An 18,340-nucleotide genomic window follows, 5' to 3' on the forward strand; every position below is an offset into this window, starting at 1 on the left:
TTTTTAAAGGTACAAATTCATGCAACATGATGTGTATATGTTTATTATTTGTTGACAAAGTCAACTCCATTAGCCTTCTATCCACAAGGATATACACAAATCAGCCATTTTCTCAGTGTTCCTAAGGTATTTCCTCTTAAACACTCCGCTTTTTACCCACATAAATAAAGGGAAATGTGCACAACCCAAGAGCAACTGTTGAGTTATCACCATGAATTCGTACCATAATAGCTATAGGATTCCTACATTCAAAGGATTTGATCACGAAATTAGCCTTACTGCAGAAGAATGGGGTCGTTAGAGGAGGAAATTCGAGATCTAGGTGTCAAAAGTAACAAGAGCCTATGTACAATATACACAAGTCATCCCCAACTGTGCATGACAGGAGACATATTTGCATTGGCCTATATACATAGAAGTAAATGTAATGTGGACAAAATAAAAAGAAGCCTTTCGGCTTCTAGGTAATCGGTAAGCGGGTGATGGGAATCGAACCCACGCTATCAGCTTGGAAGGCTGAAGTTCTACCATTGAACTACACCCGCAAATTAGTATCGGGATGACACGATTCGAACATGCGACCCCCTGGTCCCAAACCAGGTGCTCTACCAAGCTGAGCTACATCCCGATATTATACTTTTTTAAATATGGCGCGCCCTGAGAGATTCGAACTCCCGGCCTTTTGATTCGTAGTCAAACGCTCTATCCAGCTGAGCTAAGGGCGCAAATATGGAGCGGACGACGGGAATCGAACCCGCGACCCTCGCCTTGGCAAGGCGATGCTCTACCGCTGAGCCACGTCCGCAAAAACAATATGCGCGTGGAGGGACTTGAACCCCCACGTCAAAGACGCTAGATCCTAAGTCTAGTGCGTCTGCCAATTCCGCCACACGCGCATGTAATACAATGGTGAGCCATGAAGGACTCGAACCTTCGACACCCTGATTAAAAGTCAGGTGCTCTACCAACTGAGCTAATGGCTCTTAATGGCTGGGGATATAGGATTTGAACCTATGCATGACGGAGTCAAAGTCCGTTGCCTTACCGCTTGGCTAATCCCCAATATGCATATGATTCACAATTCCCCAAGAATTCATCCAGGTAAGAGGATGAAAAATGGTGGAGGCTGAGGGGATCGAACCCCCGACCCTCTGCTTGTAAGGCAGATGCTCTCCCAGCTGAGCTAAGCCTCCATACTACCCTATGACCCGTAGGGGATTCGAACCCCTGTTACCTCCGTGAAAGGGAGGTGTCTTAACCCCTTGACCAACGGGCCATCCTATAACAAGCTCTCAACCGGGTTCGAACCGGTGACCTCATCCTTACCATGGATGCACTCTACCTGCTGAGCTATGAGAGCAAATGGCTCCCCGAACAGGACTCGAACCTGTGACAACTCGATTAACAGTCGAGTGCTCTACCAACTGAGCTATCAGGGAATAATAAGCATAAAGCTCTGCTTGGCGACGTCCTACTCTCCCAGGACCCTGCGGTCCAAGTACCATCGGCGCTGGAGGGCTTAACGGTCGTGTTCGGGATGGGTACGTGTGGAACCCCTCCGCTATCGCCACCAAACATGAATTTGCTACGCAAATTCTTCCGTATTGAAACTCGGTTCATCACAGCTGTGTGAATGAATTTCAATGCGTATTTCGTATGTATTTCTACATACGTTCAAGGTTACACCCTGAAAACTGGATCCGAAACTCATTTGCGTTTTATCTTAGGATAAGCCCTCGACCGATTAGTATTGGTCAGCTCCATGCATTACTGCACTTCCACCCCCAACCTATCTACCTCGTCGTCTTCAAGGGGTCTTACATACTGGGAAATCTCATCTTGAGGGGGGCTTCACGCTTAGATGCTTTCAGCGCTTATCCCTTCCGTACATAGCTACCCAGCGGTGCTCCTGGCGGAACAACTGGTACACCAGCGGTACGTCCATCCCGGTCCTCTCGTACTAAGGACAGCTCCTCTCAAATTTCCTACGCCCACGACAGATAGGGACCGAACTGTCTCACGACGTTCTGAACCCAGCTCGCGTACCGCTTTAATGGGCGAACAGCCCAACCCTTGGGACCTACTTCAGCCCCAGGATGCGATGAGCCGACATCGAGGTGCCAAACCTCCCCGTCGATGTGGACTCTTGGGGGAGATAAGCCTGTTATCCCCAGGGTAGCTTTTATCCGTTGAGCGATGGCCCTTCCATGCGGTACCACCGGATCACTAAGCCCGACTTTCGTCCCTGCTCGACTTGTAGGTCTCGCAGTCAAGCTCCCTTCTGCCTTTGCACTCTTCGAATGATTTCCAACCATTCTGAGGGAACCTTGGGGCGCCTCCGTTACTCTTTAGGAGGCGACCGCCCCAGTCAAACTGCCCACCTGACACTGTCCTCGCACCGGTTCACGGTACCAAGTTAGAACCTAGATACGATCAGGGTGGTATCCCAAGGATGCCTCCCTTCAAGCTGGCGCTCAAAGTTCGACGGCTCCCACCTATCCTGTACAGATCGTACCCAAATTCAATATCAAGCTGCAGTAAAGCTCCATGGGGTCTTTCCGTCTTGTCGCGGGTAACCTGCATCTTCACAGGTATTAAAATTTCACCGGATCTCTCGTTGAGACAGCGCCCAAGTCGTTACGCCATTCGTGCGGGTCAGAATTTACCTGACAAGGAATTTCGCTACCTTAGGACCGTTATAGTTACGGCCGCCGTTTACTGGGGCTTCGGTTCATAGCTTCGCTCTTGCGAGCTTACCACTCCCCTTAACCTTCCAGCACCGGGCAGGCGTCAGCCCGTATACTTCGCCTTGCGGCTTCGCACAGACCTGTGTTTTTGCTAAACAGTCGCTTGGGCCTTTTCACTGCGGCCCCCTCGGGCTATTCACCCTACCGAGGCACCCCTTCTCCCGAAGTTACGGGGTCATTTTGCCGAGTTCCTTAACGAGAGTTCTTCCGCGCGCCTTAGAATTCTCTTCTCGCCTACCTGTGTCGGTTTGCGGTACGGGCACCTTCTCCTGGCTAGAGGCTTTTCTTGGCAGTCTGAGATCATGACCTTCGCTACTATAATTTTCGCTCCCCATCACAGCCCAGCCTTAACGATGTGCGGATTTGCCTACACACCAGCCTCACTGCTTAGACGGACATCCATCAGTCCGCGTCACTACCCTACTGCGTCACCCCATCGCTCATAACGGATTACGGTGGTACAGGAATTTCGACCTGTTGTCCTTCGACTACGCCTATCGGCCTCGCCTTAGGTCCCGACTTACCCTGAGCGGACGAACCTTCCTCAGGAACCCTTAGGCTTTCGGCGGATCTGATTCTCACAGATCTTTTCGTTACTCATACCGGCATTCTCACTTGAATGCAGTCCAGCGCTCCTTACGGTACACCTTCAACCCGCATTCAACGCTCCCCTACCCCTGATGCAAGCATCAAGCCATAGCTTCGGTGGTGTGTTTAGCCCCGTTACATTTTCGGCGCAGAGTCACTCGACCAGTGAGCTATTACGCACTCTTTCAATGGTGGCTGCTTCTAAGCCAACATCCTGGTTGTCTGTGCAACTCCACATCCTTTCCCACTTAACACACACTTGGGGACCTTAGCTGATGGTCTGGGCTGTTTCCCTTTCGACAATGGATCTTAGCACTCACTGTCTGACTCCCGGAACTAAATCTATGGCATTCGGAGTTTGACTGAGCTTGGTAACCCTTGCGGGCCCCGCACCCAATCAGTGCTCTACCTCCACGATTCTTCTTTCCGAGGCTAGCCCTAAAGCTATTTCGGGGAGAACCAGCTATCTCCGGGTTCGATTGGAATTTCTCCGCTACCCCCACCTCATCCCCGCATTTTTCAACATGCGTGGGTTCGGGCCTCCAGTGCGTGTTACCGCACCTTCACCCTGGACAGGGGTAGATCACCCGGTTTCGGGTCTACGTCCACGTACTCATTCGCCCTATTCAGACTCGCTTTCGCTGCGGCTTCAGCTCTTCACCTTAACCTTGCACGGGAACGTAACTCGCCGGTTCATTCTACAAAAGGCACGCCATCACCCATAAATAGGGCTCTGACTTCTTGTAAGCACACGGTTTCAGGATCTATTTCACTCCCCTTCCGGGGTGCTTTTCACCTTTCCCTCACGGTACTGCTTCACTATCGGTCGCCAGGGAGTATTTAGCCTTGGCAGATGGTCCTGCCGGATTCATACGGGGTTTCACGTGCCCCGCACTACTCGGGATCCGTCTCGGAGAGAACAAGTTTTGAACTACAGGGCTTTTACCTTCTCTGGCGGGCCTTTCCAGACCTCTTCATCTAACCGGTTCCTTTGTAACTCCATGTGAGACGTCCCACAACCCCAAGGAGCAAGCTCCTTGGTTTGGGCTAATCCGCGTTCGCTCGCCGCTACTGACGGAATCACTATTGTTTTCTCTTCCTCAGGGTACTTAGATGTTTCAGTTCCCCTGGTCTGCCTCTATTCTGCCTATGTATTCAGCAGAAAGTGACTGTCGATGAAGACAGCCGGGTTTCCCCATTCGGACATCCCCGGATCAAAGCTTGCTTACAGCTCCCCGAGGCCTTATCGTTGTTCGCCACGTCCTTCGTCGGCTCCTGGCGCCTAGGCATCCTCCGTGTGCTCTTTGTAGCTTAACCTAGACTTTTCTTTCAAAGAAAGAAAATGTCGATGTTCGATAAGAAATGATTTTTGCCAAAGGCAAAAGATCTTTCCTTACCTGCTACCTTTATTTCACTTGTTTACACAAGATCAGCTTAAAGGAATATTCTAAAACGCAATTTCGTTTCGGTATCCAGTTTTCAAGGTGCAATACAGTTTCATCGAAACTGTAGCCTGTGTGAACATCGGTCCATCTCATTCGAGCGGATGATATTCATGCAGTTTTTTGGTGGAGCCAAGGGGGATCGAACCCCTGACCTCCTGCGTGCAAGGCAGGCGCTCTCCCAGCTGAGCTATAGCCCCAAAAGGAATATAAAGTTATATGGTGGGCCCTAGTGGACTCGAACCACCGACCTCACCCTTATCAGGGGTGCGCTCTAACCAGCTGAGCTAAGGGCCCATAATAAACCACCAAAGAAGTTCTTCTTTAGTGGTTGCGCTTGGCGACGTCCTACTCTCCCAGGACCCTGCGGTCCAAGTACCATCGGCGCTGGAGGGCTTAACGGTCGTGTTCGGGATGGGTACGTGTGGAACCCCTCCGCTATCGCCACCAAACGTTCGAGAGTTTGAGCTCTCAAAACTGAGCAACGAGTGAGTAATTTAAGGATATTCATTTCATTCACACGAATGTGATGAACCGAATTGAATATCCGGTCGCAGGTACATGTACCTGCTAATTTGAATGTTTCCATCGCAGGAAACGATTCTCCATAGAAAGGAGGTGATCCAGCCGCACCTTCCGATACGGCTACCTTGTTACGACTTCACCCCAATCATCTACCCCACCTTCGGCGGCTGGCTCCCTTGCGGGTTACCCCACCGACTTCGGGTGTTGTAAACTCTCGTGGTGTGACGGGCGGTGTGTACAAGACCCGGGAACGTATTCACCGCGGCATGCTGATCCGCGATTACTAGCAATTCCGACTTCATGTAGGCGAGTTGCAGCCTACAATCCGAACTGAGACCGGCTTTTCTAGGATTGGCTCCACCTCGCGGCTTCGCTTCCCGTTGTACCGGCCATTGTAGTACGTGTGTAGCCCAGGTCATAAGGGGCATGATGATTTGACGTCATCCCCACCTTCCTCCGGTTTGTCACCGGCAGTCTGCTTAGAGTGCCCAGCTTGACCTGCTGGCAACTAAGCATAAGGGTTGCGCTCGTTGCGGGACTTAACCCAACATCTCACGACACGAGCTGACGACAACCATGCACCACCTGTCTCCTCTGTCCCGAAGGAAAGGTCTATCTCTAGACCGGTCAGAGGGATGTCAAGACCTGGTAAGGTTCTTCGCGTTGCTTCGAATTAAACCACATACTCCACTGCTTGTGCGGGTCCCCGTCAATTCCTTTGAGTTTCAGTCTTGCGACCGTACTCCCCAGGCGGAATGCTTAATGTGTTAACTTCGGCACCAAGGGTATCGAAACCCCTAACACCTAGCATTCATCGTTTACGGCGTGGACTACCAGGGTATCTAATCCTGTTTGCTCCCCACGCTTTCGCGCCTCAGCGTCAGTTACAGCCCAGAGAGTCGCCTTCGCCACTGGTGTTCCTCCACATCTCTACGCATTTCACCGCTACACGTGGAATTCCACTCTCCTCTTCTGCACTCAAGCTCTCCAGTTTCCAGTGCGACCCGAAGTTGAGCCTCGGGATTAAACACCAGACTTAAAGAGCCGCCTGCGCGCGCTTTACGCCCAATAATTCCGGACAACGCTTGCCCCCTACGTATTACCGCGGCTGCTGGCACGTAGTTAGCCGGGGCTTTCTTCTCAGGTACCGTCACTCTTGTAGCAGTTACTCTACAAGACGTTCTTCCCTGGCAACAGAGCTTTACGATCCGAAAACCTTCATCACTCACGCGGCGTTGCTCCGTCAGGCTTTCGCCCATTGCGGAAGATTCCCTACTGCTGCCTCCCGTAGGAGTCTGGGCCGTGTCTCAGTCCCAGTGTGGCCGATCACCCTCTCAGGTCGGCTACGCATCGTCGCCTTGGTAGGCCTTTACCCCACCAACTAGCTAATGCGCCGCAGGCCCATCCACAAGTGACAGATTGCTCCGTCTTTCCTCCCTCTCCCATGCAGGAAAAGGATGTATCGGGTATTAGCTACCGTTTCCGGTAGTTATCCCTGTCTTGTGGGCAGGTTGCCTACGTGTTACTCACCCGTCCGCCGCTAGGTTATGTAGAAGCAAGCTTCTACATAACCCCGCTCGACTTGCATGTATTAGGCACGCCGCCAGCGTTCGTCCTGAGCCAGGATCAAACTCTCCATTAAAGACCAGCCGAAGCTGGTTTATAGAAAGAGCGATAAGCTCATGTTGAAACTGACGAGATAAAATATCTCTTGTTTGCTTCCATTTTATACAGCCTGATGGCATGTACCGAAATTTCAGCGTTGGATTTTGTAAACAAAATCCGTACTCACTCGTTGTTCAGTTTTCAAAGATCAAACTCGCATAATGTCTTACTTTTTTTTCGTCACCGCGTCTCAGTGGCGACCTTTATAATATATCATCTCTTTTTAAGATTTGCAAGAGTTTTTTTAATTTCTTTTTTTTGAGCAAATTCTTTAAAAAGGAACGAAAATTAATTTACCATGAATATTGAATAGAGTCAATACTTTTTTTGATATCAGAAAGTATAAGCTTTTAAAAATAGTTTACTTCCTGATATCTGATGTAGTTTCTACCTTTTTCATTGTTTAGTTTGTGGGACTCGCCCTCTGCGAGCATATTTTGATAGTTCCTTGGCGGGTGCAAAACGGGCATACATGCGGAAGACTGTTTTATATCGAAGTGCGATTGCGTAGCGAATATCTTGATCCAATCGAGTATCGCTCATATCAAGCAGCATTTCATCTAGCTCCTTACGAAGAACGTAGTCAAGTTCCTTGCATTCTTTTTCGTTAAACAGCATTCCCAACATATGACCATACTCCCTTATCAGCAGATTATAAAGTACTTATATTTGCTCAACTATTGTTCCAATCTTTACCTATTTTTAAACTCAACTGCTAAGGTTTCAAACTTATCCGATTAATCTTTGCCTTTTCTTTAGGCTCTCCCCTTTGTTATGTTCAATTTTCAAGAAATATATAAATAATTGGCCATAATATTTTATTGTGACAATAAACGATAAGTTATGCCACTCTCAATTGCAGCTGCTATAAGCAGTAAGATGACAGACCATATGGACACCCTCAACGTTTGTTTCATAAATACATCCCACGACAGGCCAGTTTCTTTACGCTTTAGCCCTATGCTTGTACCTATAGTAGACATTATGTTGATTCCGAACTTCAATCCGAAAGCACAGGCGATAATCAAAACTGGCAATTCAATCACACCATGAGGCAGTAACCCTTTTACAACAACCTCATAGATACTTCTTCCTATATCTGTCTGCAAGTGTACTACGAACCCTAATACCATACCGTTCACAATCAAAAATATAAACGGTACGATTCCAAATACAGCCCCCATAAATATAACCAGCACACATTTAATTGCATTATTGAAAAAGATAAATACAAAAAAACTCCATTGTGGATGCTCAGAATTCTGCAAGCGCTGCGCTACTTCTCCCAGCCCCTTCATTTGTTGCGCCAGCATGGATTGAATAGTGCCTGTACTTAACCATCCCACTATAATACTTGTGCAGAAAAGAATTGCAGAGATAAAAATTAGCCGTCTTGTCGTGTGTAAATCGTGAAAAAAAGCTTTTAGTCCCATTTGATAATTCCTCCTATTAGTCCAATGGAATAATTGACAACCCCCGGCATAGCTTTAAGTAAACAAGCACTTCTAGGATGAAAGGAGCGTTATTAACCATGAATTCTTTTTTCTATGTATTAAACGGTAAAAAAATCAAACGATTCTTAATCGTAATGGCTGCAGCCGTCTTTACCGTTGGAGTCATTTATGTAGAAACCGATAATGTTACGGTTTTTTCCGAGGAAGCACCAACCGCTATTTATAGTGTACCCACGGACAAAAAGTTGATCGCTCTCACCTTTGATATTAGTTGGGGGGATAAGCGTACTGCCCCCATCTTAAAAGTCCTTGAGGATAAAAAAGTGACCAAGTCCACCTTTTTCCTTTCTGCCCCTTGGAGTAAAACACATCCAGAGCTTGTGAATCAGATTAAAGAAAGTGGATTTGAAATCGGCAGTCATGGCCATAAACATGAAAATTACAGTAGCTTAAGCGATGAAGATATTCGTAAGCAGATTTCAATTGCTCATACCACATTAACCGAACTGACGGGACAGTCCCCGAAGTTGATCCGTATGCCTAATGGCGACTTTGATAAAAGGGTCCTTCAGGTTGCCGGCACTTTAGGCTACAAAACCATTCAGTGGGATACAGATTCCCTGGATTGGAAAAACCCTGGTACTCAGGTCATAATCGACCGTGTTGTAAATAAAGCGCATCCTGGCGATATCGTCCTTCTGCATGCCAGTGATTCCTGTAAACAAACGCATGAAGCCTTGCCCGTCATTATCGACAAGTTGCGTGCACAGGGCTATGAATTCGTGACTGTATCTGAACTGCTTCAACAGGGTACAGTAAAAGGCAAAGAGGTACGCGATCAGGCACTGGGTCTTTAAGGAGTTATTTTACATCGTTCTCAGCTAAAAACCAAAAGCAAATCGACATATTTCTCCCCATTCATCCGCATACTATCCACATTCATGATGAAGGAGGAATACGGCCATGAATTGGACTCGTTTGCGATTTATTAGCACGGTATGCGTACTGGGCGTTGCACTGAGTGGATGCGGCTCGGATCAGGGTTCTGCGCCCCCCCAGAACAGTTATAAAGAGATGAAAACGATGGTTGTCGATATCCTGAAAAGTGATGACGGAAAAAAAGCGGTAGAGGAAGCTTTAACTGGGGAAAACAGTTCATCCAAAGAAGGACAATCCGGTCAAAGCAGTGAAGAGGGTGGATCTGGTGGTGGGGCTGGTGGCAGCATGGGAATGAAAATGCTTATGCCCATGCAATCGGCTGAGCAGATGAAGATCGCAGTCAAAGATACTTTGATATCACCTGAATATAAAAAAGAAATCGAAAAGATTATGACTGATCCGCGTTTTGCCGGAGAATTTGCCAAAGCCATCAACAGCCAAAGCAAACAGCTTCATATGCAACTTATAAAAGACCCTTCTTATCAAAAATCAATTGAAGCAATGCTCAAGTCGCCAGAATTAACCAAAATGTATATGGACTTAACTAAAACCCCTGAATATCGCAAACAATCTATGACAGTCATGCATGATGCCATGCAAAATCCGATTTTCCGACTTGAGGTTATGAATTTACTCAAAACCGTCGTACAAGAGGAGCTTCAACCCAAGGTTGAGAAAAAAAGTGGTGAGCAAGGCGGTGCAGGCGGCGATAAGCAAGGCGGTGCAGGCGGCGAAGGTGGAGGCGAAGGAGAACAAGGAGGAAGCCAATAATAAAAAGGCTGGTTTAAAAACCAGCCTCAGGCTGTCGAGAAAGTCTCGACAGCCTATTTTATGTTAATTTTGTTTAAAACGACACCGCGTTAATGTTGTATAATATAGGTAACTATTGTAGAACGGATGGTGTTGATATGCTACGCTCCAACCGCGAAAAACAACAATCCTACGAATTTGTTTCCATCGAAGATCTGGTTCCTCAAGATCACTTGCTCCGCAAAGTAGATAAGTATATCGATTTTTCGTTTATCGATGATAAAGTTCGACCACTGTATTGTGCAGACAACGGGCGTCCTGCCATTGATCCTACCGTATTGTTTAAAATGATCTTTCTCGGTTATTTCTATGGCATTCGCTCAGAACGGCAACTCGAGCGAGAAATTCAGACGAACCTAGCTTATCCTTGGTTTCTGGGGTTGGGCTTAACGGATAAAGTTCCGGACCATACGACGATGAGCTGGAATCGTCGCACTCGCTTTAAAGACACCACGATCTTTCAAGATATCTTCGATGAAATTGTGCTGCAGGCGATCTCTCACCGAATGGTGGGTGGGCGTGTTCTCGTCACCGATTCCACACACGTCAAAGCCAATGCTAACAGGCACCAGTACACCAAAGAACATGTGTTGCAAAATACTAAAGACTATATGGACGAGCTGAACGAAGCGGTGAAGGATGACCGGAGAAACCACGGAAAAAAGCCTTAAAATCCCGAGAGGAAGTGAATGAAGAAAAAGAAATTAAAGTGAGCAAAACAGACCCGGACAGCGGCTATATGATCCGTGATGGCAAGCCCGAAGGCTTCTTCTATCTGGACCACCGCACGGTGGATATGAAGTACAATCTGATTACGGACGTGCATGTGACACCGGGGAATGTACATGATTCTGTCCCCTATTTGTCCCGTTTGGATCGCCAAAGAGAACGTTTTGGTTTTCAAGTAGAAGCTGTTGCACTAGATTCAGGTTATTTAACAACGCCGATTTGCCGAGGTTTGCAGAACCGAAAGATTTTTGCCGTGATTGCTCACCGAAGATTCCATCCCAGACAAGGCTGTTTCCGAAATGGAAGTTTGAATACGATGCCAAACGCAATGCGTATAGATGCCCAGCCCAACAGGAACTGCCCTACCGAACGACGGACCGTAAGGGATACCGGCAGTATGCCTCTGACCCAGCTCAGTGCCAGCATTGCCCACTGCTAAGTCAGTGTACCCAGTCTCGAAACCACCGCAAAGTGGTGACTCGGCATGTCTGGGAAGACAGCAAAGAGTGGGTACGGAGCAACCGGCTGAGCCCATCTGGTAAAAAGCTGTACCGCAAACGAAAAGAGACGATTGAGCGAAGCTTCGCGGATGCCAAAGAGCTCCATGGGTTTCGCTATTGCCGTTTGCGCGGTCTTCCAAACGTCAGGGAACAAGCCCTTATGACGGCAGCCGTGCAGAACATGAAGAAGATGGCGATCCACCTAGATCGCCTGGAGAAACAGGGGTAACCCCCCTGCTTCTCCAGAGACCAGAGCATTATGATGTAAAAAAGAAACCCACGTCTCAAAATGACGGGGTTTCTCGACAATCTGAGGCTGGTTTAAAAACCAGCCTTTTTTCTTTATTTAGATTTCGTATGCAAGATCATAATTTGAGCAGCAATATCATTGTAAATGGCTCCTGTCGCCGACTCGGATTTATATACTGATGGAGAAAAGTCGGCTTCTGACGGATGATTATCTGGAATACCCAGCGGAATTTGAGCAAGAAGTTTTGTATGAAGAGTGTCTGCCAGCATAGCCCCTCCTCCTCGCCCAAAAACATAGTCCTTTTCTCCAGTGGAGGACACATAATAAGACATGTTCTCCACAACACCGATGACCTTATGATCCGTTTGAAGCGCCATTGCGCCTGCACGTGCAGCTACAAAAGCCGCCGTCGCATGTGGAGTAGTAACAATGATTTCTTCACTCTGCGGAATCATTTGATGTACGTCAAGCGCTACATCGCCAGTGCCTGGTGGTAAATCGAGAATCATATAGTCCAGCTTTCCCCATTCGACATCACTAAAAAACTGTCTGAGCATTCTCCCTAGCATGGGACCTCTCCAGATCACCGGGTTATTCTCTCTGACAAAGAAGCCCATTGACATGATTTTGATACCAAATCGCTCCACTGGCTGAATGATACCCTCTTCGACCGAAGGCACATCCTCTACTCCAATCATATCCGGCACACTGAATCCATAGATATCCGCATCAATTAAACCCACACGCTTCCCCTGTCTAGCTAAAGCAGCAGCCAAATTTACAGCTACTGTCGATTTTCCAACACCACCTTTTCCGCTTGCAATAGCAATAAACCGGACGCCAGATGCTGGGTTAAGCAGCTCATGTTCTTCCATACCGACAGCATGTCCTTTGGTCAAAACCGGGTCAGCGGCGTCCTCGGTATTCTCCCCAGCTTGAATTGCGGACTTTTCATGCTCAGATGCCTCACGAATACGAATATGGACGTGGCTTAATCCCGCCTCTTCTAAAGTCTGCCGGATTTCCCGCTCCAGTTCTGCAAGCGTCTCTTCCTGGTTATTAAGACTAATAGCGGTCAAGGATACACGATCCTCTTTAACAACCACATCCCGAATAAAATGGAGATCGACTAGACGGCGTCCTGTATAAGGCTCCCGCACTTGTTGAAGTAACTCTATAACTTGCTCTCTTGATTGCATGATTTATCAGCACCTCTGCTTTGATGAATTTACGGAGTGGTAAACACTTACAGTATACCACTATCTGGCCTCAGGTGCTGGTGAGATCCCCTTTTCCCCGGCACAGTAACGCAAAATCCCCTTATATATGGACGCCGCCACCTGTCTTTGATAGTTCACGTCACTTAGTCGTCTGGCCTCCTCTGGATGGGACAAAAATCCGACTTCAACAAGGGCTGATGGCATTTTGAGAGCTTTCAATAAATAAACTGTGTTCACGGTCTTAGCCACTCTGTCCGTATTTTCCAAGTTACGTTTGATCTCTTCCTGAATTAAAGACGCCAAATTCTCGTTATCTGCATGGTTAGGTACGTAAAAGGTCTGGGCTCCACTCCAACGGCTCGACGGGATACTGTTCATATGAATACTTAGAAAGAGGTCTGCTTTCTGCTCCTCAATTATACGCACACGCTGCTTCAAATCCTCCGTTTTTCTTTTGGAATAACCTTTCGTTTCTTGCTGCGCCAGGTCACGGTCATCCTCACGTGTCATGACAACAACAGCACCTGCTTGCTGTAAATAATCCCGCAAATAAAAAGCGATTGCCAGATTAATATCCTTTTCAATAATCCCTTCTTTGCTAACCGCCCCTCCATCAGGCCCTCCGTGTCCAGCATCTATGGCAATTACTTTACCTGTAAGGGGTAAACTCCAATGGGTCCAAGCTCTCGAAGCAGGTATCTCATACAATGCCAGCGTAATAAATAGAACGGCGAGACAACAGCCCAACAGCATTTTTTGCAACGTCCGATAGCGAATCCACAGTGTAACCTCGTTTTTACGATTATTTTTTTGCATAACAAAACGCCTCCGTCCTATACAGATACTAATAATCTATATGGGACGAGGCGTGTAGATAGTACAACTCAGGCATGAACAAATTCCTTCATACCTTCAATCAGCACTTGAGCAACCTCCGGTCGTGTAAATTCAGGTGGCGGGCAAACCCCAGAGCGCAACAATTCCCGTACCTTGGTGCCCGAGAGCGTTAAATGTTGCTCCTTGGGATGTGGGCATGTTTTACTTGAAGCCATGTTTCCACATCGGGTGCAATAAAAGCTGTGTTCAAAGAACAATGGAGTAATCCCCAGCTCTTCAGGTGTAAAGTGCCTGAAAATTTCCTGTGCCTCGTAGGTACCATAATAGTCTCCTACACCAGCATGATCCCTTCCAACAATAAAATGGGTGCAGCCATAGTTCTTTCGCACAATAGCATGAAAAATGGCCTCTCTAGGGCCCGCGTATCGCATGGCAGCAGGAAATACCCCCAGAAAAGTCCGATCAGCCGGATAATAATTGTCCAGCAGCACCAGATAGCTCTTCATACGCACATCTGCCGGAACGTCATCTGACTTGGTTTCACCAACGAGTGGGTTTAGAAACAATGCATCCACAATCTCCATCGCGCTTTTTTGGATGTACTCATGTGCTCGGTGTACCGGATTTCGTGTTTGAAAACCGACCACTGTTTTCCAGCCTTTTTCTGCAAAATAGTCGCGTGTCTGTGATGGTGTATAGTAAAACTCACTAAATTGTGTGGCCTCCGGCCGATTCAGCACTTGCACAGATCCACCAACATACGTAGCAGGTCGATCTAACAGTTTGTTTACGCCAGGATGAGCCGGGTCATCCGTCTTGAATACTCTTCTGGCTTCCTCAGCCTGATCTACCTGATAAATACTTTCAATATTAAGTACAGCATAAATGGTACCGTCTGTTTCCCCCACTAAAGCCACCTGCTGACCTAATTTCAATTCACTGGCTATACTTTCTGCAACTGCAAGAGTAATGGGAATACTCCAGACTGTACCATCGGCAAGACGCATATCTGTTACCACTGACCTATAGTCAGATTCATTCATAAACCCCGTCAAAGGAGAGAAAGCCCCCACTCCAATCAAATCCAGATCAGAAATGGTCCATGAGTTTACACGGATAGGAAACAATTCCTCTGCGGCCTGCAAAAGTGCTTTTTGCTTCGGTCCTGTAATGATTTTATCAACAAGTGTTCCGCCATGCGGAAGAATTGCAGTCATAATGCACTTCCCTTCTTCTTCATAAATATGACTCATAGCTACCTGAATATCATTTTATTGATGGAGCCCGCACTCCGTTTTCTCATTGCCAGACCAGCGACCTGCACGAGGATCTTCACCTGGTAGGACCTCACGGGTACATTGCTCACAACCGATACTTGGATAATTGCGGTCATGCAATGGATTATACAGCACTTCATGAGTGCGGATATAGTTCCATACATCCTCGGATGTCCAGCTTGCCAAGGGGTTAAATTTAACGAGTCCAAACTTTTCATCATACTCTATCTTTTTTGAATTCGCACGAGTAGGGGCCTGATCGCGGCGAATACCGGTAATCCATGCATCGTATTGCGACAAAATGCGTGTCAGCGGCTCAACTTTGCGTATACCACAACATGTGTTAGGATCTGTTTTCCACAGTTCCTCTCCATGTTTAGCCGCTTGCTCTTCGGGAGTAATTAAGGGAGAGACTCTAACAAAATCCAAGTTGTACCTGGCCTTCATCTGATCTCGCGTATCGTAAGTTTCTTGAAAATGAAAGTCGGTGTCCAAGTAAAAAATGTCGGTGGAAGGGCTAATTTTTTGAAGCATGTCTACTAGTACTACATCTTCTGCTCCGAAGCTACAAGCAAAGGTAAGATTGGGAAATGTAAGAACAGCATACTGGATAATTTCCTCTGGCGTAGCATCTTCCAGTTCAATTGCCTTGACTCTAATCAACGCTTCTTTCTCCAATAAATTCATTATCAATGCGCCTCCATATGAAGATTCATAAATAGTGTCACTCCAATACCGACTAAACTAATAAGATTAAATACAGTATAAAACTTTCTTAATCATTGTCAATCCAAGGCAAAATGTCCTGATGCAAGCATTTATCCACCCAAACTTGTAGGAATGTTGTTCTGTCAGCATTCTTTAATGCTTTCTTGCGTATCCAACCAAGTACATTGACTTTATATAAAATATTCTTATACCAAACATTTGAGAATGGTACATAAGCTCTTTGGTTACTAAAGGTAACTATTGTAGCTGAAAGTATGCTTGAATTAGGGATTTTTTCCGTCAAGAAAGATGGCTTGTTCTCCACCCTGTCGAAGACAAAGATGTACTAACAGTACGCTTTTAAAAAAAGGCCTTTCTTATACAACAACATATGGAAGTAGTTTGGTCCTTGAAGGAATATTCCCTATGGTGACTTTGGAAGAGCAAACCGAACGTACGGATAAGCATTTTTTTGACAACCTATCATGCTACGTAAAATCACTTGGTTGAATGATTTGATAGCCAAAATGTTTTTTTGTACTTAACGTCTGCTTGCGGATTTTCTGAGTAAAATGCTTTAGAGTCAACTAGGAGCAGCGTATCCTAATCCTGTGCCCAGTGCGAGGCAGCCATCGGTAATACTGAACAGCTTTGGGTTACTTGATCATGCAAAACTATCTATAGAAGATAACAAGCATCGTTTCTGAATCTAAGATTATCGAAGGACGCCAACTGAGGGATTTGAAAATACCTTTAGCTTCAGAATTCTTATTCTGCATTCAAAAGATGAAGTCCGTATATGGATAAGTTCAGAAGAGGGTAAAAGCGAAATAGCATTTACCCGAATTTTTAGCCAGATGAAACCACTATACTATTCAGGAGCTCTGGCGTCAGCGATACCTTCATTGTGGAAATTATAAAAGAAATGACTCCGCGCTGAATTCTTATTATGCCTCTATCCAATCCTATAGCGCTTGTAGAGGCAATTACCGAACAATTGATCCACTGGACACAAACAAGGCTCTTATCGCTCTGGAAGTCTTTTTAAAGCTGTCATCAATGAGGAGCGATTTTATGAGGGTAAACAGTCGGACAATGCATAGTGCTCCTGTTTATAGTTTGTGGCGATTGCTGTGTAGACTATTTCTATTACCAGCAACAAGTACATCGCCGTTGCAATTGCAGCAGCCTAGGCAGCCGACAGTTAGGTTAAGGATCGTCCTTCTGCTCAGTACACACAAATAAAAAGAGGTATTCCTTGCTGTATCCCTGCTACGCCCAAAACAGCTCTACAAGAGGCATAGACAGTGCTCCCAGAACATATCAACGAGAACTTTACATAAACAGGTGAAAGCAAAGTACCCTCGCGAAACAGCACTTAGCAGAGAATATTAAGACCAGGCTAAACTAAATTGCCGGACAATATATTTAGTCACAGGTTATAAACATTACAGAATAAACTACGTTGAAATAGCAAACTGTATTTGTGTATAACAATATCATCTTCAATTCCTTCGTGGATAACTTCTCGTTTTCCGTGCATTTGCATGCGGTTATTTATGTATTCGCTGAAACATGCCGAAACTCATAGCTTTAAACTAGGTCTACTTATCCACATGTGGGTAATGATTAGGAAATTAAAAAAAGAACCCTTTCCATAAGGAAAAGGTTCTTCTGTATTCGAAATATTAACGTTTCGAGAACTGTGGTGCACGACGAGCAGCTTTGAGACCGTATTTTTTACGTTCTTTCATACGTGGGTCACGAGTCAAGAAGCCTGCTTTTTTCAAAGCTGGACGGAATTCCGGATCTGCTTTCAACAAAGCACGGGAAATACCGTGGCGAATTGCGCCGGCTTGACCAGAGATACCACCACCATGAGCGATAACGAGTACGTCATAGCTACCAACTGTTTCTGTCAGGTTCAGTGGTTGTTTTACGATCAGTTTGAGAGTTTCCAAACCGAAATATTCATTAATATCACGCTTATTGATGACAATGCGTCCTTCACCCGGTACGAGACGAACACGAGCTACCGAATGTTTACGACGACCTGTCCCATAGTATTGTACTTGTGCCATGAAACTGTCCTCCCTTTTAATTATCCGCGAAGTTCGTAAACTTCAGGTTTTTGTGCTGCATGTGGATGCTCAGTGCCTCTGTAAGCTTTAAGTCTCAGCTTCATTTTCTCGCCTTGACGAGTTTTAGGAAGCATACCGTGAACAGCCAATTCCAACATGCGCTCAGGCTTGTTCTTAACCATTTCTTGTGCAACCGTTACTTTCAGACCACCCGGATGCAGGGAGTGACGGTAGTATTTCTTGTTCTCCATTTTTTTACCGGTCAATACGATTTTTTCCGCATTGATTACAACAACAAAATCACCTGTGTCCACATGTGGTGTAAACTGTGGCTTGTGTTTGCCGCGAATCAACGCAGCCGCTTCGCTTGCCAGACGACCGAGCGTTTTGCCTTCGGCATCAATGATGTGCCAGTTGCGCTCAACTTCATTTGGCTTCGCCATATACGTAGTACGCATGAAAAGTATCCTCCTTAAGTTCGTTAACAGAAATCATCATTTATCTTCGTTCGTTAAGTTGCTGCATTATTGATGGATTAGATGTTACTTTAAAGTGATTATCTTAATTG

General features: G+C 46.3%; 10 protein-coding genes, 13 tRNA genes, 4 rRNA genes and 1 pseudogene. 3 read left to right on the forward strand and 25 right to left on the reverse strand.

Going from position 1 to position 18,340, the window contains the following annotated elements; genetic code table 11:
• Positions 1-474: 474 nt before the first annotated feature.
• From NSS94_RS21640 to NSS94_RS21730, 19 genes are all read right to left on the reverse strand, one after another.
• Positions 475-545: transfer RNA gene (locus NSS94_RS21640), tRNA-Gly, on the reverse strand.
• Positions 546-554: 9 nt separating this feature from the next.
• A tRNA-Pro gene (locus NSS94_RS21645) sits at positions 555-628 on the reverse strand.
• A gap of 20 nt (positions 629-648) precedes the next feature.
• Positions 649-725: transfer RNA gene (locus NSS94_RS21650), tRNA-Arg, on the reverse strand.
• 5 nt (positions 726-730) lie between these two features.
• Positions 731-805, reverse strand: a tRNA-Gly gene (locus NSS94_RS21655).
• Between the two features lie 10 nt (positions 806-815).
• Positions 816-896, reverse strand: a tRNA-Leu gene (locus NSS94_RS21660).
• Between the two features lie 11 nt (positions 897-907).
• Positions 908-983, reverse strand: a tRNA-Lys gene (locus NSS94_RS21665).
• A gap of 4 nt (positions 984-987) precedes the next feature.
• Positions 988-1,062 (reverse strand) — tRNA-Gln (locus tag NSS94_RS21670).
• Between the two features lie 55 nt (positions 1,063-1,117).
• Positions 1,118-1,193 (reverse strand) — tRNA-Val (locus tag NSS94_RS21675).
• An 11-nt stretch (positions 1,194-1,204) separates the two neighbouring features.
• A tRNA-Glu gene (locus NSS94_RS21680) sits at positions 1,205-1,276 on the reverse strand.
• Positions 1,277-1,287: 11 nt separating this feature from the next.
• Positions 1,288-1,360: transfer RNA gene (locus NSS94_RS21685), tRNA-Thr, on the reverse strand.
• A gap of 3 nt (positions 1,361-1,363) precedes the next feature.
• Positions 1,364-1,439 (reverse strand) — tRNA-Asn (locus tag NSS94_RS21690).
• A 19-nt stretch (positions 1,440-1,458) separates the two neighbouring features.
• Positions 1,459-1,575, reverse strand: a 5S ribosomal RNA gene (gene rrf, locus NSS94_RS21695).
• A 149-nt stretch (positions 1,576-1,724) separates the two neighbouring features.
• Positions 1,725-4,652, reverse strand: a 23S ribosomal RNA gene (locus NSS94_RS21700).
• A 249-nt stretch (positions 4,653-4,901) separates the two neighbouring features.
• Positions 4,902-4,977 (reverse strand) — tRNA-Ala (locus tag NSS94_RS21705).
• 20 nt (positions 4,978-4,997) lie between these two features.
• A tRNA-Ile gene (locus NSS94_RS21710) sits at positions 4,998-5,074 on the reverse strand.
• A gap of 38 nt (positions 5,075-5,112) precedes the next feature.
• A 5S ribosomal RNA gene (gene rrf, locus NSS94_RS21715) occupies positions 5,113-5,229 on the reverse strand.
• Positions 5,230-5,388: 159 nt separating this feature from the next.
• Positions 5,389-6,944: ribosomal RNA gene (locus NSS94_RS21720) — 16S ribosomal RNA — on the reverse strand.
• The 16S, 23S and 5S rRNA genes sit together here with 13 tRNA genes alongside, the layout of an rRNA operon.
• Before the next feature lie 419 nt (positions 6,945-7,363).
• The gene (locus tag NSS94_RS21725) at positions 7,364-7,594 is read right to left on the reverse strand and encodes a hypothetical protein (protein ID WP_013312131.1); all 231 of its coding nucleotides are present in this window, start codon (positions 7,592-7,594) and stop codon (positions 7,364-7,366) included.
• 191 nt (positions 7,595-7,785) lie between these two features.
• Positions 7,786-8,400 (reverse strand): stage II sporulation protein M, encoded by a 615-nt coding sequence (locus NSS94_RS21730; protein ID WP_029517533.1) that lies wholly within the window; start codon positions 8,398-8,400, stop codon positions 7,786-7,788.
• Positions 8,401-8,498: 98 nt separating this feature from the next.
• Here NSS94_RS21730 and pdaB point away from each other — a divergent pair, with 98 nt between their 5' ends.
• The 3 genes and pseudogenes from pdaB to NSS94_RS21745 all read left to right on the forward strand — a co-directional run bounded on the left by pdaB (position 8,499) and on the right by NSS94_RS21745 (position 11,628).
• On the forward strand, positions 8,499-9,278 hold the full coding sequence (gene pdaB, locus NSS94_RS21735; protein ID WP_023990485.1) for a polysaccharide deacetylase family sporulation protein PdaB: 780 nt from the start codon (positions 8,499-8,501) through the stop codon (positions 9,276-9,278).
• A gap of 106 nt (positions 9,279-9,384) precedes the next feature.
• The gene (gene gerD, locus NSS94_RS21740; protein WP_341040126.1) at positions 9,385-10,131 is read left to right on the forward strand and encodes a spore germination lipoprotein GerD; all 747 of its coding nucleotides are present in this window, start codon (positions 9,385-9,387) and stop codon (positions 10,129-10,131) included.
• Positions 10,132-10,268: 137 nt separating this feature from the next.
• Positions 10,269-11,628 (forward strand): annotated as a pseudogene (locus tag NSS94_RS21745) (IS1182 family transposase).
• A gap of 113 nt (positions 11,629-11,741) precedes the next feature.
• On the opposite strand, the gene NSS94_RS21750 reads toward NSS94_RS21745, so the two are convergent.
• The 6 genes from NSS94_RS21750 to rplM all read right to left on the reverse strand — a co-directional run bounded on the left by NSS94_RS21750 (position 11,742) and on the right by rplM (position 18,230).
• Entirely contained in the window at positions 11,742-12,848 is a 1,107-nt protein-coding gene (locus NSS94_RS21750; protein ID WP_318628397.1) for an Mrp/NBP35 family ATP-binding protein, read from the reverse strand.
• Between the two features lie 60 nt (positions 12,849-12,908).
• Entirely contained in the window at positions 12,909-13,685 is a 777-nt protein-coding gene (cwlD, locus tag NSS94_RS21755; protein WP_029514481.1) for an N-acetylmuramoyl-L-alanine amidase CwlD, read from the reverse strand.
• 68 nt (positions 13,686-13,753) lie between these two features.
• Positions 13,754-14,923, reverse strand: a complete 1,170-nt coding sequence (gene sat, locus NSS94_RS21760; protein WP_029514482.1) for a sulfate adenylyltransferase — start codon at positions 14,921-14,923, stop codon at positions 13,754-13,756.
• Positions 14,924-14,977: 54 nt separating this feature from the next.
• The gene (locus tag NSS94_RS21765; protein WP_029514483.1) at positions 14,978-15,670 is read right to left on the reverse strand and encodes a phosphoadenylyl-sulfate reductase; all 693 of its coding nucleotides are present in this window, start codon (positions 15,668-15,670) and stop codon (positions 14,978-14,980) included.
• A 1,709-nt stretch (positions 15,671-17,379) separates the two neighbouring features.
• A complete protein-coding gene (gene rpsI, locus NSS94_RS21770) occupies positions 17,380-17,772 on the reverse strand; it encodes a 30S ribosomal protein S9 (RefSeq protein WP_013312140.1) in 393 nt (130 codons plus the stop codon).
• Positions 17,773-17,792: 20 nt separating this feature from the next.
• Positions 17,793-18,230, reverse strand: coding sequence for a 50S ribosomal protein L13 (gene rplM / locus NSS94_RS21775; RefSeq protein WP_013312141.1), 438 nt, complete (start codon positions 18,228-18,230; stop codon positions 17,793-17,795).
• Between the last annotated feature and the right edge of the window lie 110 nt (positions 18,231-18,340).

The organism is Paenibacillus sp. FSL L8-0644 (genome assembly GCF_038008165.1).
GTDB lineage: Bacteria > Bacillota > Bacilli > Paenibacillales > Paenibacillaceae > Paenibacillus > Paenibacillus polymyxa_D.

Coding starts and splice junctions, on each gene's coding strand:
- NSS94_RS21725 (WP_013312131.1), bottom strand. CDS start 7,594: ATGTTGGGAATGCTGTTTAACGAAAAAGAATGCAAGGAACTTGACTAC.
- NSS94_RS21730 (WP_029517533.1), bottom strand. CDS start 8,400: ATGGGACTAAAAGCTTTTTTTCACGATTTACACACGACAAGACGGCTA.
- pdaB (WP_023990485.1), top strand. CDS start 8,499: ATGAATTCTTTTTTCTATGTATTAAACGGTAAAAAAATCAAACGATTC.
- gerD (WP_341040126.1), top strand. CDS start 9,385: ATGAATTGGACTCGTTTGCGATTTATTAGCACGGTATGCGTACTGGGC.
- NSS94_RS21750 (WP_318628397.1), bottom strand. CDS start 12,848: ATGCAATCAAGAGAGCAAGTTATAGAGTTACTTCAACAAGTGCGGGAG.
- cwlD (WP_029514481.1), bottom strand. CDS start 13,685: ATGCAAAAAAATAATCGTAAAAACGAGGTTACACTGTGGATTCGCTAT.
- sat (WP_029514482.1), bottom strand. CDS start 14,923: ATGACTGCAATTCTTCCGCATGGCGGAACACTTGTTGATAAAATCATT.
- NSS94_RS21765 (WP_029514483.1), bottom strand. CDS start 15,670: ATGAATTTATTGGAGAAAGAAGCGTTGATTAGAGTCAAGGCAATTGAA.
- rpsI (WP_013312140.1), bottom strand. CDS start 17,772: ATGGCACAAGTACAATACTATGGGACAGGTCGTCGTAAACATTCGGTA.
- rplM (WP_013312141.1), bottom strand. CDS start 18,230: ATGCGTACTACGTATATGGCGAAGCCAAATGAAGTTGAGCGCAACTGG.